The sequence below is a fragment of the Corallococcus sp. M7 genome (assembly GCF_054512695.1).
Window position 1 is genome coordinate 9686882 of sequence record NZ_CM137252.1, and the last position, 12998, is coordinate 9699879.

The 12998-nt window shown below is 71.8% G+C and carries 11 protein-coding genes; 3 read left to right on the forward strand and 8 right to left on the reverse strand.

Annotation, left to right across the window (positions count from 1 at the left end; genetic code table 11):
- Position 1: 1 nt before the first annotated feature.
- Positions 2 to 1471 (reverse strand): GTPase HflX, encoded by a 1470-nt coding sequence (gene hflX, locus ACX114_RS39105; RefSeq protein WP_459293031.1) that lies wholly within the window; start codon positions 1469 to 1471, stop codon positions 2 to 4.
- 159 nt (positions 1472 to 1630) lie between these two features.
- Here hflX and ACX114_RS39110 point away from each other — a divergent pair, with 159 nt between their 5' ends.
- The 3 genes from ACX114_RS39110 (at position 1631) to ACX114_RS39120 (ending at position 4207) form a co-directional block, all read left to right on the forward strand.
- Complete coding sequence (locus tag ACX114_RS39110) at positions 1631 to 2497, forward strand: TolB family protein (protein ID WP_459293033.1); 867 nt, start codon at positions 1631 to 1633, stop codon at positions 2495 to 2497.
- A complete protein-coding gene (locus tag ACX114_RS39115) occupies positions 2497 to 3141 on the forward strand; it encodes a M23 family metallopeptidase (protein WP_459293035.1) in 645 nt (214 codons plus the stop codon). The genes ACX114_RS39110 and ACX114_RS39115 overlap by 1 nt, the downstream gene beginning before the upstream one ends.
- 148 nt (positions 3142 to 3289) lie before the next feature.
- Positions 3290 to 4207: a CPBP family intramembrane glutamic endopeptidase gene (locus tag ACX114_RS39120; RefSeq protein WP_459293037.1), complete on the forward strand. Its 918-nt coding sequence runs from the start codon at positions 3290 to 3292 to the stop codon at positions 4205 to 4207.
- A gap of 27 nt (positions 4208 to 4234) precedes the next feature.
- Here the strand turns inward: ACX114_RS39120 and ACX114_RS39125 are convergent, their stop codons facing one another.
- From ACX114_RS39125 to ACX114_RS39155, 7 genes are all read right to left on the reverse strand, one after another.
- Complete coding sequence (locus ACX114_RS39125) at positions 4235 to 5188, reverse strand: hypothetical protein (RefSeq protein ID WP_459293039.1); 954 nt, start codon at positions 5186 to 5188, stop codon at positions 4235 to 4237.
- Between the two features lie 65 nt (positions 5189 to 5253).
- Positions 5254 to 6051 (reverse strand): ABC transporter ATP-binding protein, encoded by a 798-nt coding sequence (locus ACX114_RS39130; RefSeq protein WP_014400664.1) that lies wholly within the window; start codon positions 6049 to 6051, stop codon positions 5254 to 5256.
- Positions 6052 to 6094: 43 nt separating this feature from the next.
- Positions 6095 to 9046 (reverse strand): CHAT domain-containing protein, encoded by a 2952-nt coding sequence (locus ACX114_RS39135; RefSeq protein ID WP_459293041.1) that lies wholly within the window; start codon positions 9044 to 9046, stop codon positions 6095 to 6097.
- A 4-nt stretch (positions 9047 to 9050) separates the two neighbouring features.
- Entirely contained in the window at positions 9051 to 9563 is a 513-nt protein-coding gene (locus ACX114_RS39140) for a hypothetical protein (RefSeq protein WP_459293043.1), read from the reverse strand.
- Positions 9564 to 9619: 56 nt separating this feature from the next.
- Positions 9620 to 10372, reverse strand: coding sequence for a hypothetical protein (locus ACX114_RS39145; protein ID WP_459293045.1), 753 nt, complete (start codon positions 10370 to 10372; stop codon positions 9620 to 9622).
- On the reverse strand, positions 10369 to 10914 hold the full coding sequence (locus tag ACX114_RS39150) for an RNA polymerase sigma factor (RefSeq protein ID WP_459293047.1): 546 nt from the start codon (positions 10912 to 10914) through the stop codon (positions 10369 to 10371). Before ACX114_RS39150 ends, ACX114_RS39145 begins: the two co-directional genes overlap by 4 nt.
- 121 nt (positions 10915 to 11035) lie before the next feature.
- A complete protein-coding gene (locus ACX114_RS39155; RefSeq protein WP_459293049.1) occupies positions 11036 to 12964 on the reverse strand; it encodes a M23 family metallopeptidase in 1929 nt (642 codons plus the stop codon).
- Positions 12965 to 12998 lie beyond the last annotated feature (34 nt).

Below are 12998 nucleotides of genomic sequence, written 5' to 3' on the forward strand. Positions count from 1 at the left end.
CCTACTCCTGGAACGACCGGGTGAGCCGGGCGATGGCGCCCGGCAGCCCCCGCACGCGCAGCCGGCTGCCCGTCTCGTCGTAGGCCTGGGACACCACGGTGGTGTGCTCGTACACCTCGCCGATGCGGGCCTGCCGCGCGTAGGGAATCACCAGGTCCGCCTCCACCATGGAGGCCTCGAAGAAGGCGATGATCTCCCTGCGCAGCCCGGCCACGTCGTCCGGCCGGTGCGCGGACACGAGGAGCGCTTCGGGGTGTCCGGCCCGGAGCGCCTCCTGCGCCGCCGCGTCCAGCCGGTCCACCTTGTTGAAGACCAGCTTGCCCGGCACCACGTCCGCGCCAATCTCGCGGAGCACCGTGCGGGTGACCTCCAGCTGCGCGGCCCAGGTGGGGTCGGACGCGTCCACCACGTAGAGCAGCAGCGACGCCTCCAGCGCCTCGTCCAGCGTGGAGCGGAAGGACGCCACCAGGTCGTGCGGCAGCTTCTGGATGAAGCCCACCGTGTCGGAGACGAGGATGCGCGGCCGGGTCTCCGGCTGCATCGCGCGCACCGTCGTGTCGAGCGTGGCGAAGAGCTGATCCGCCACCAGCACCGTGCTGCCCGTCAGCGCCCGCATCAGCGAGGACTTGCCCGCGTTCGTGTAGCCCACCAGCGCCACGCGCAGCTGGTCGCGGCGCGCGTAGCGGCGCTGGTCCTGGTCCTTCTGGATGGCGGCCAGGTCCTCGCGCAGTTCCGCCAGCCGGTCGCGAATCTTGCGGCGGTCCAGCTCGATCGCGGAGTCACCGGAGCCTCGGCCCTGCTGGCGCTCGCGGCCTCCCGGGGCTTCGCGCAGACGCGGGGCCAGGTAGTTGAGCCGGGCGATCTCCACCTGCATGCGCGCCTCATGGCTCCTGGCGTGACGGTGGAAGATGTCCACGATGACGCCCGCGCGGTCCAGCACCTGCACGCCCGTGGCGCGCTCCAGGTTGCGCAGCTGACTGGGGGACAGCTCGTGGTCCACGACCACCACCGTGGGCCTGGGGCCCGGTTCGATGGCGGTGGCCTCCGCGTCCGTGTCCGCGTCTGACTCCGAGTCCGGGAAGGCGTCGTCGTCCTCATCCGACGGCTCGGCTCCAGAGCCGTCCGGGTCCGCGTCGCCGGGCGCGACCGGGGCGTCCAGCTCCTCGGGCTCCGCGTCGGTCGCGGCTTCCCACTTCTCACGTGCCTTCGACGTCTTGCCCTGCGCGCCGGACGGGATGACGCCCGAGCCGCCGGTGAGCGCGGACAGCTCCTTGAGCTTGCCGGAGCCGAGCACCGTGCCGGTGGCCAGCCGCTGCCGGCGCTGGGTCACGGTCGCCACCGCATCGAAGCCCAGCGTGTGCACCAGCCGCTTCAGCTCCGCCAGGTCCGCGGCATGCGCCTCGTCCGTGACACCGGGAAGCTGGACGCCAACGAGGACCGCGCGCGGGCGCTCGGGAAGGGTTTTCGCCATGCAGGGCTCGTAACACGCCGGGCCCGGCCGTGCCCCTGCATCGCCCATTCAATTTTCCGCTTAGTCTTGAATAACCAGTTTAAAAGCAACTCAATCCCAGACATTGAGACAACCCTGTCACCGCGCTCCCGTCGCGGTTTCCCCATCCCCTGGAGTGAAATGACACATCGATTTCTCGCACTCACCGTGATGACGCTGATGGGCGGCTCCGCCTTCGCGGAAGCGCCTCCGAACCCGACGGACCTGCGCCGCGTGACCAGGGCGCGCGAGAGCCTGGTCCCCGCCGTGGAGAAGGCCTTCGGGCCCAAGGCTCGCTTCGTCCAGCTCTTCGGCCAGGGCCGCGAGATGCTGGCGGGCATCGTCGCGGAGATCCCCGCGGAGCCGCTAGGGACGGATGACCTGCCGCTGCTGGCCATCGTCCGGTACGCCGAGGACACCGGCACGGTCCGCGTGGTGGCCCCGGAGTTCAAGTACCGCGAGGCGCGCATCGTGGGGCAGGAGGTGGCGCTGCTGGACGGCGAGGGCACGCTGCGGCTGCGCGACGCGAACGGCAGGGAGCGGCTGCTCGCCGAGCAGGTGGGCGGCGACCTGTTCCCCTCGGCGAAGGGGGACGCGCTGGTGGCCACGCTGAAGACGGGCGCCCCGGGTCCGCATGAGACGGCGGTGGGCATCATCGACATGAAGGGGCGCGTGAAGGTGCTGGCGGACGGCCCGGGCGTGGACGCGACGCCGAGCATCTCTCCGGACGGCAGGACGGTGGTGTTCGTGTCGGGCCGGACGAGCGTGGCGTCGTTCTTCGTCACGACGGTGGAGGGCGCGGAGCCCCGGCAGCTCACCAACGTGGGCCTGGAGAACTGGATGCTGTTCGGCGGGCCGCCGAAGGAGTTCGTGCCCCCGCCCGTCTCCAGCCACCACATGGAATGGCTGAACGACGACGTGCTCCGCTACAACGCGGGCGGCGGCGCGTTCTGGACGCTCAACGTGCGCACCGGCCATGCGGCCGCGGACGTGGGAGGTGCCAAGTGATGCGCCTTCAGCGGCTCATGGTGGTGGCGGCGTTCGCGCTGCTTTCGTTCCCGGCGGTCTCCACCGCGCAGACGATGTTCCGCTTCCCCGCGTCGCAGCTCGCGGACCAGTGCGGCAACGGCGGCTGCACGGTGAGCGCGTACAAGGACTACGGCGGCCGGGACTACGCCTGCGGCGGCGTGCGCTACAGCGGGCACACGGGCACGGACTACGCGCTGGTGGGCGGCTTCTCCAAGATGGACTACGGCGTCTGGGCGATGAACGCCGCCCGGGGCTACGTCGAGGCGTCGGTGGATGGGTACTACGACCGGTGCAACTACTGGAACCAGTCCAATCCCTATGCCGCGTGCGGCCTCTACACGGCGAACTACATCATCATGCGGCACCCGGACAACACGCAGACCTGGTACTGGCACCTGAAGGCATACACGCAGCAGTTCGCGAGGGGCACCACGCTCGCCTGCGGCAACTGGATTGCGCGCGTGGGTTCGTCCGGCGCTTCCACGGGCCCGCACCTGCACTTCGAGTACTGGGTCCCGGGCTACGGCACGGATGACCCCTACGCGGGCTCCTGCGGCACGCCCTACACGCGGTGGACCGCGCAGGGTGCGTACCGGGGTCTTCCCGGCATCACCTGCCAGTAGGCCGTGGGGACGGGAGAGGCCAGGGATGGCCCTCCCGTCCTGAACCGGGCGTCGCGCGGAGGAAAACCCGTGAGCGGCGGGGCGAAGCCGTTAGCGTGTCCGGGAACCCCACGGGTCCATTGCTCCGTGGCGCCGGAAGGAAGTGCCCGTGCTGCTTCGTGGTGATGCCGCCGTCCTGCTGGAGAACGCCCCTCCGAAGCGCCAGGCGCTGGCGGAGGCGGCGTTCGTGTTCTTCGCGGTGCTGGGCCCCGCTTCGGTGGCCCGGCTGAGCCAGTGGGCCGCCGTCGCGGTGGAGCTGGTGCTGCTGGCGTGGGGGCTGATGCTCCTGCGGCCCTGGGAGTCCTCGCGGCGCGGGGCGTGGTGGGGCGTGCTGGGCCTGGTGGTGGCGCTGGGCGGCGCGGGCGCGGGCGCGTGGGTGGCGGCGTCGGAAGCGGAGATGGCGAAGGGCTTCTCGCTGTCCATGGCGCCGCTGGTGGTTCGGGCGCTGGGCATGTGCCTGCTGGTGGCGGTGCTGCTGTGGCGCGACGGTCAGGGCCCCGCGCAGGTGGGGCTGGTGCGCGAGGGCTGGGCGCGCGAGCTGTTGCTGGGCGGCGTGGTGCTGGCGGGCACGTACGCGGTGCACATCGCGGTGTCGGTGCCGCTGGCGGCAGTCGCGGTGGCGCTGAAGCTGGCGGGCGCGGAGCTGGCGGCGCGCAAGGGCGTGGCGGCGGCGCTGCTGGACACGGGGCTGGGCATCCCGGCCTTCGCGGCCATCATGGTGGTGGTGACGGGCTTCGAGGAGTTCGTCTTCCGAGGCTTCCTCGTCCCCCGGCTGAAGGTGGTGCTGGGAGGCTGGGTGCCGGCCATCCTGGGGGCCGCGGTCCTCTTCTCCGTGGGGCACTTCTACGAGGGCACGCTCGCGGTCGTTCAGACGTTCGTGATGGGCGCCTGGTTCGGCTTCGTCCTCTGGTACCGGGGACGGCTGCTGCCGCTCATCGTGGCCCACGCGGCCTTCAACACCATCAGCTTCGCGCTGATGCTGTGGCTGTCACGCTCGGGCTTCCTGGAGAAGCTGCCGCCCCTGTGACGCGAGGAGCGGCGCAGGAGCAATGGATTACGCCAGCGCTCCGGGCATCAGCTCGGACGCCAGCTCCCTGACGAGCCCGCGGGCGACTTCCGCGGAGGGCAGCCCGGAGTGGCGGGCCACTTCGTCCGGCAGGTGGCTGGAGGCCGCGTCCTGCTCCAGCTCGCGCCAGGCTTCGCGGCGGGCTGATTCCACGCGCTCGCGGGCTTCCGGGGGCAGTTGTTTCAGCGCCCATGCGTGGATGGCCCAGGACAGCTCCGCGTGCCTCAGCTCGTCCGGGGCGATGGCGCTCAGGGACTCGCGCACCTGCGCGTCCTCCGCGCTCCGGGCCTGCCAGCCCGCCAGCAGCGCGCCGTAGGTCTCCCGCACGCAGCCCTCCACCGCGTTCTCGATGGCGAGCGCCTCCAGTGACCTCGCCTGGAACGGCGCCACCTTCAGCTCCGGCATCGGGGCTCCGTGGCGGCGGGCCAGCGACTCCATCGCCTCCGCGTGGCGCACCTCTTCCTTCGCGGAACGCCTGGCGCCCCGCACCAGGTGCCCCGGGGCTCCGTGCGCGGCCAGCTCTTCCGCGAGCCTTTCGAAGGCCGGCACGGACGCGGCCTCCAGGTGCGCCATCTTCGCGAAGAGCGCTCCCAGCGTGGGCGTCCCCCGCGCCACCGCGCCGTCACTGCACAGCCCTTCCGGCCTGCGGCCATCGCAGATGAGCGGCGCCTCACAGCTCACCGTGTCGGGATAGGTGCCGCCGTCCGTGTCTCCTGGAATGCGAAAGCAGGGCGCGGACTCCCCGAGTGCCTCGCACAAAGCTTCGCAGGACGTGTCCGCCGTGGGCACGCTTCCGTCACGCAGGGTGGCGGGCAGGGGAAAGACCTGCTGCTCCGTGCCCTTCTTGCAATCCCACGTCGAGGAACACCCCACCCCCAACGTGGCGACGGGCGCGAGCAACCACAGACGCTTGAACACGGGACGCAGCTTGGGGCGGGACATGCGGACTCCTGATTCCATCACGAACCCGCCGGCCCCCGGGCCACCGCAGCCTATCTCAATCCTTGTCAGGCCTGGGGTGCCTGAGTTTGCGCGGAGCGCCTCCGCAACCAGTTGCGCAGGAAGGCCTTCACCTCCGGGTGCTGCGACTGGCGGAAGTGGTCCGGCGGGCCGTACTCCACCACGCGGCCCTCGTGCATCAGCGCCAGGTTGTCCGCCATGCCGAAGGCGGAGGCCACGTCCGGCGTAATCACCAACGACGTGGCGCCCAGCTGCTGCTTGCCCGTGGTGATGATTTCGTTCACCGCCGCCGTGGTCAGCGGATCCAGGCCCGCCGTGGGGTCGTCGTAGAGGAGAATCTTCGGCTGGAGGATGGTCGCTCGCGCGAAGCCCACGCGCTTCTGCATGCCGCCGGACAGCTCTCCCGGAAAGCGCGTGGCCGCGTGCGACAGGCCCACCTTCCCCAGGGTCTCGTTCACCGTCTTGGTGATATCCGGCTCGGACATCTTCGTGCGCTCGCGCAGCGGGAACGCCACGTTGTCGAAGACGTTGAGCGAGTCGAACAGCGCGTTCGCCTGGAAGAGGATGCCCAGCTTGCGGCGCATCTGGTTGAGCTCGGGCTCGTTCATCTTCGCCACCTCCGCGCCCTCCACCAGCACCACGCCCCGGTCCGGCCGCATCAGGCCCATGATGTGCTTCATCAGCACCGTCTTGCCCGAACCGGACACGCCCATCAGCACGCAGGTCGTGCCCTCTGGCACCACCAGGTCCACGCCCCGCAGCGCCGCCTGCCCGCCAAACGACTTGTGCAGGTCCCGCACCTCGAGGGTCAGCTTCGGCGCCGGCTCACGGCTCGCGTCACTCATCGCCTGGAACCCTACCGCGCACGCCCCGCCGGCCGCTTCGGATTCACGCCGTCGCCTGCCCGCTCCCCCGCTTCCGGCGGCGCATCCCGAACCCCCACAGCCCCAGCGCCAGCAGGCTGGCCCCCGTGGACACGCCCAGCAGGACACCCCGCCCCATGCCTCCGGTGGCGGGCCGCACCGGCACCAGCGCCGCGTCCCCCATCACCCCCAGCCCGGCCCACATGGCCGCGGGCTCACCGTCCTCCCAGGCCTCGCGCTGGGCTTCTCGCAGCGCGGACGCCGCGCTCCGTCCCTTCGACAGGTGCCGGTAGTAACGCTCCAGCAGCTCCGCGGCCTCGGCGTCGCGCATGGGCCACAGGCTGGCCACCACGGCTCGCGCTCCCGACTCGAAGAAGGCTCGCGCGAGGCTCAGCACGCCTTCTCCCGCGAGCAGCGCGCCGGAGGCTCCCCGGCAACTGGAGAGCACCACCAGCGCGTCCCGCAGCCGCAGCTCCGCGATCTCCCGCGGCTGGAGCAGACCATCCTCCTCCGCCTCGCCCGGGGCCAGCACCAGGGCGGAGCGCTCCGGGGATTCGACGTCCACGACCGCGTGCGCGGCCACGTGGAGGATGCGCACCACGTCCCAACGGGACGCCTTGAGGGCCTGCTCGGAGGCTTCCGCGCCGATGAGCAACCGGGGCTTCACGGCCGTGTCCTCCAGGGACTCGCTCACGGTGCGGCCTTCGCGCCGTGCCTCTGGAAGCGCGCCCAGGCTCGCGGTCTCCAGGAACATGCCGCCTCTCGCGGAGGCCACTCGCGTACCCTGGAGGGTTTCGCTCCGGTCGGGATCCGCCAGGACCAGGGCCTCGCCCTCGGGAGGACGGGCGGGCTGCGCGCGCCAGTAGTGGAGCAGGCTCGCGGAGGGCACTCGCGCCAGTTCGTACCGGGCCATCAATGGCGGAGCGTCCGCGTGCTCCCGCAGCGCGGCGAAGGGCAGGTCGTGCAGCGGACCATCCGGCACGAGCAGCAGGCGGGACACCTTCGACGGAAGGTCCCGCAGCGCGGGAGCAAGCAGCTGCGAGTACAGCGCCGCGGCGGCCGATGCCTCCGAACCATCGCGGCGCTCGATGAGCCCCGACAGGAGCGCCACCGAGGGGCGCAGCCGTGCTCGCTCCGGAATGCGGTACGCGCGCGTGCCCTCGCGTGTCACCGCCATCACCCACGCGCCTCCCGCGCGCTCGCCCACGAGGTCGTGGTCCACACCCGCGAGGAAGACGAGCAGTGCCTCCTCCTCCCCCAGGCGTTGCTCCGTCGCGGCGAGCGACGCGAAGGGAAGCTCCGCATGGTTGACCGCGGAGCCTGACTCGCGTTCCTGCTCCGGTTGTGTCCCGGTCGTGGTGCGCGATGCGGACGGGAGCTCCCTTCTCCTCGTCGCGGGTCGCAGCTCTCGCTCGCGGCGCTCCAGGTCCTGGAGCTCTCCCAGCAGCCGTGTTCGCTCGGACTTGGACAGGGCCGGGTCCAGCAGCCTGCGCTGGATCGCGGACAGGTTCCGCAGCACGCCGTCCCGGGCCTTGCGCTGCTCCGGTGTCTCCTCTTGCGTGGGGAGCGCGCGTGAAGCCACCAGGGCCTCGAACAACGTCCTCGCCCGCAGGCGCTCACTCACCGCGAAGGCTCGCTCCAGGGCCTCGCGGGGTGGCAGGGCGGAGGTCTCTGCGGCCTCCAGGGTGAAGCCCGCGAGCCGGTGGTAGTCACTGGCCCAGTTGGAGAAGAGCTCGGCCTGGCTGGAGGCGTCCCGCTGCCACTGGCGCAGCACCTCCACCGCGTCGAGCGCTCGCTCCGCGTGTCCCAGGGCCTCCGGCAACGGACGCGTGCGGAACGCCACCGTCGCCCGCGTGCGCCACACCGAGGCGAGGTAGAGCGGGTTGTCGTGCTCAGCGGCCAGCGCCAGGGCCTCGTCCACGTCACGCCACGCGGCGGCCGCGTCCACCGCCGCTCTGCGTTCGGCGCGCGTCCACAGACAGGTGATGCGCCGCTCGGTCATGCCCGTCTCCCGGGCGATGTCGATGCAGCGGCCGAGCGCGTCCTCCGCTTCGCTCCGCTCTCCAGGCCCGTCGCCCAGCAGCTCCGCCACGAGGCGCAGCGAGCTCGTCTCCAAGACCTTGCTGCCCGCGCGCTCGGACGCCGCGAGCGCCGCGCGTCCGAGCCGCAGCAGCGCCGCCCGGCCTCCCGCGTCGGGACGCGCGTCCAGCCGCCGCCAAGCGAGGCTCGCGAGCGCGAAGCGGACGCGCGCCTCCGTGCTCGCGTCCTTCGTGCGCTCCGCCAGCTCCGCGAGCCGCCCGTACACGTCCAGCGCCTCGTCGAAGCGCCCCAGGTTCACGCTCACCGCGGCCAGCGGGACCAGCAGCTGCTTCTTCAGGCCGTCCGTCCCGTCCGGAAAGGCGAGCCCTTCCGCGCGCTTGAGCAGGCGCCAGGCACGCCCCAGGTCCTGGCCCAGGTCGGAGAGCTCGGCCGCCTCCAGGATGAGCGCGCGCACCTCCAGCCAGGGGTTCCCGGAGGCCCGGGCCACCTCGCCCACGCGCAGCACCCACTGGTGCGCCTCCTCCGTCTGGCCGCGCAGGCCCAGCGCGTTGCGCACGTTGATGCCGGCCATCACCTCGCCCTCGGCATCCCCCTGACTCCGGAAGGCGAGGGCCGCGCGGCGGTAGGACACCTCCGCCAGCGCGGGATCGGAGGGCAGCTCCATGTGGCCGAGCACCAGCATGAGCCAGGGGCGCTCCGGGTGCCGTGCGATGAGGGCCTGCAGCCTGCGCCGGGCCTCGTCGCGCGCCTCCTGCCCCTGGGCGCTCCGGAAGAAGCACATCGCCGCGTCGGAGGTCTCCGGATGGGCGTCGAAGCCCTCCTCGCACCGGGCGAGCGCGGAGGACTCCGCGGCGGCCCGCGTGGGGGCGCACAGGGCCAGCCCTACCGAAAGGGTGAAGCCGCCCCATTGCCATACGCGCAGCCGCCGCATCACCATCACCTCAGGTCTTCTGGGTTTCCACCCTGCATCCCCAGAGGGTGACAGGGTCTCCGCCCGGTCCGGGATCCCTGCTGACCGGAATCTCACAGACCTCCCGCGTGGGCGGCGGCGGCGGGTCGCCCTGCCCCAAGCGCTCGATGACCAGGATGCCAGCGGACATCTTCCCGGCACCGGGCGGCAGGGTGAGCTGCGCGCGAACGCCGCCGGCCGAAGGCGCCAGCACGCTCACCCGCAGCGGCGCCGTCGTGCTCACGGTGCCCGTGACGGTCGCGAGCACGGCCCCGGCGTCATCCAGGATGCGCAGGGTCATGGGCACCGTGGACGACGGCCCCAGGACGCCCGCGTCCACCACGGAGGCCACCACCGTGTCGTTCGCGGCGCCCGTCAGCGGCTCCGTGGTGATGATCATCGTGTACGTCACGGGCGCGGGCTGCGCCACGGCCGAAACGCCCCACAGCATCGCCATCATCGACAGCGCGCGCACCCATCCCCTGCAAGCATTGATTGTCTTCATACATCCCCCAACTGCATGTCATTGGGCCGCCGGCCTGGCCCAAGGTGGCGCGGCACTCACCGCAACCGGTTCACGAACGTACTGCCGCGCTGGACGCTTCCATCCGGAAGCCGCGCCTCCACCTGCCACAGGACGCGCGCTCCGGAGGGCAGCTCCGCGAGCACCTCCGGCGGCACCGTGTACTCGCGCGACTCCAGCCGCTCCGCGCGATGGAACACCTTCAAGTCCTCCGACGACACCTGCACGCTCCAGGACACCGCCTGGGGCACCCCACTCCAGCGGAGCACGAACTGCTCGCGGGGAAGCGCGGTGGCCTCCGGCACCTGCGAGGCGATGGCCCCCGAAGCGCCGCCCCGGATGCGCGTTGGATCCACCCCCGCCTGCTGCTGCCGCACCACCACGACCGCGCCCACCAGGACCACCACCGTCGCCGCCATCGCGGCCATTGCCCCCATCGCCGGCCTTGCCTGCCAGAAGCGCCGGGCGGTCAGCGGCACCACCTTCGCGGGTGCCTCCTCGCGTGTCGCTGGCACCTCCGCCCTTCCCCCCACCGGAGCCCCCCGCTCCACCTCCGCCGCTGCCTGCGACATCGCCTTGGCCAACCGCCACGCCTGCGCCCACGCGGGATCCGCCGCGACGCGCTCGACGACCGCCCGGCGCTCCTCCACCGGCAACTCCTGCCTCACCGCGCGCCAGACGAGGTCCGCGTCCACCGGCTCCCCTGCCGCGTCATCCTCACGCAGCGCCGTGCGCAGCCGCTCCACGCCCGCGGCATCCTGCGTGTCATCCTCGGGACGGCGGTCGCTCACGGCTGGACTCCCTTCAGGGAGAGACAGGCACGCAGCGCGCTCAGCCCCCGGTAGATGAGGTTCTCCGTCCGCTTGGCCTCCCACCCCAACAGCTCCGCGGCCTCCGGAACGGTGTGTCCCTGCAGGTGCAGCGTCACGGCGAGGCGGCGGTCCTGCACCAGCCCCTGAAGACAGTCACGCACGGCCCGGGCAATCTGCGCGGCCCCCGCCGCACGCTCCGGGTCCCCTGGCGCCACCGGTTGGGCGGGCCCCTGCTCGACCTCCTCCAACGCCACCTCCTTGCGCGCCCCCATCCGGCGAAGCTCGTCGATGAGCGTCGTGTACGCCACCCGGTACAGGTACGCGGGGGTCAGCTCCGCCTGGCCCTGGGTGCGCCCGCGCAGCTCCACCACCTTCATCATCGCGACCTGCAACAGGTCCTCCCGCCGGTCCGCGAGCGACGCGGGACAGACGCTCGCGAGCGCCCGGCCCAGGTCACGCCGCAGCGTCTCCAACCCGGCGTCCGGGGATGCACCCGCCCATGGGCCGTGCCGCAACTCCAAGATGCCTCTCCTCGCGAATAGGGCGCCGTGCGTCGTTCGACCGCATCATCGGCGCCTGGGAGAAGCCGGGCAATCCGGGAAAATTCCCCGGAGCCCACCGGCTCCGGGGACAACACTCGTGCTACCGGAGGTTCGCGTCCCAGGCAATCAGACGCAGGTCCCCGCCCCCCGTGCCCGTCGTCAGGCGCACGGCGGTGACGACGAGGCGGACGCCCACGGTGGTGGAGGTGGCGGACAGGCCGGACACGATGGCGCCCGCGCGCTCCTTGCCGGTGCGGCGCACCTTGCCGTCCGAGCCCACATCCCAGGTGTAGACGCGCAGGTTGCCCGTGGTGTCGCGCACCGGGGTCACCAGGTGCTGGGCCCCCACGCGCGTCGCGCTCAGGTCCAGGATGGTCTCGCCGTCCTCGTGGTCACGGCGCACGAACTGTCCGGCCGCGGTGACGTCGAAGGAGATGTTGCGCAGCACGCCGTTGGTCAGGCGCGTGCTGGCCACCACCATCTCGCGCGAACCGTCAGGCACCATGACGGTGCTGAGGGCCACGTCCGTCACCGCGCCGGCCAGGTGGGAGCCCCGCTGGATGAGCGTCTTCTGCGGAGTGATTTCCCACGCCGTCAGGCTCAGGTTGCCCGTGGGCGTGCGCACCGCCGTGACGACGCCGGTGAAGCGGTTCACGTCCCCGGCCACGCGGCCATTGAGGACGGTCGTCATGGCCACCTTCGTCGCCTCCTCGCCGTAGCCGTTGTCCATGCGGGTCAACGTGTCCAGCGTCGTAGGCGTCTCCCAGGTGCTGACCTTCAGGTGGCCCGTGGCGTCGCGGATGGCGCTCACCACGCCCAGCCCCGAAGGCAGGGGAGCGACGTTGATCTCCGTCGCGTCCGCGTCACCGCCGGCCTCGCCCTTGCGCACGATGGCGCCGGTCGAGCCGACCTGCCACGCGATGAGCTTGAGGTTCCCGCTCCCATCCCGCAGCGCCGTCACCACGTCGCGGGTGCTGCCGGTGTGCGGGTGGGCCATGGCGATGGAGCTCGCCGCGCCCGCGGAGGCCTCCTGAAGCTTCGTGAACTGGCCGCCCGCCGTGAGCTGCCACGAGCCCAGCGCCAGCCGCCCCGTCACGTCCCGCGTGGCCGTCACCACCATGCTGCCCGAGGACGCCGTCGCCACCTCCAGCACCGGGTCCCCGGTGATGTCCCCCCGGCGCAGCAGCGGATCCGGGTGGATGGCGGAGGGGAACTGGTTGAGCGCCTGGTTCTGGAGCGGGACGAAGTGGATCGACGAGTCGTGGTCCGCATTCCCGTTCTTCTGCCATGCGTGGGAGAAGGGCAGCGGCAGGGACGTGCCCACCGTCGTCTCGCTCGTCATGGGTTGCAGGTGCACGTGCAGGTGGGGATGCGCCGAAGCGCCGGAGCTGCCCACGCGGCCCAGGAACTGCCCGCGCTTCACGCGCACCCGCTGCGCTGCGGGGACAATCACTTCACGAGGCAGGTCCCCCACGCGGTCCTCCGCGTCGTCCACGTAGGTGTCGTTGAAGGGGCAGAGCTCCTCCGGGACGCTCCCGGGCTGGAGGTGCGCGTAGAGGATGATCTTCCCGTCGTCCGTGCGGACGTTCACGTGGTTGCCCGAGCGCGGGATGCGCAGCGGGTTGGACGTGCGGCCCGGGTGGGGCACGTCGTCACCGCCGTGCACCGCCGGCTTGAGGCCCTCCGGAGCGTTGCGCCAGCAGGTGAGCACCTCGCCATCCGCGATGGCGGAGACGGGCAGCCCGTAGATGACCCAGTCGGAGTTCTTCGGGTCGGCCTCGTAGTCCGCGAAGGGAATCTTCACGCGGGTGAAGCGCTTCTCGCCGTCGTCGAAGCGCGCGGCTTCCAGGTCGCGGTTGTTCGTGCCGTCGTGGTCGCTGGCGATCCACCAGTGGCTGCCTTCAGGCAGGTCCGCGCTGGCGCCGGGAAAGGCATACGTCGTCGTCTGCGCGGACGCGCTGAAGCCCAGGGTGGTGAAGGCCACGGCGGTGAGCCGGGCCATGGAACGAAGGCGAGGGGACGGTGACATGGGGTTGCTCCCGATGGATGGCGCCCGGCGGCCG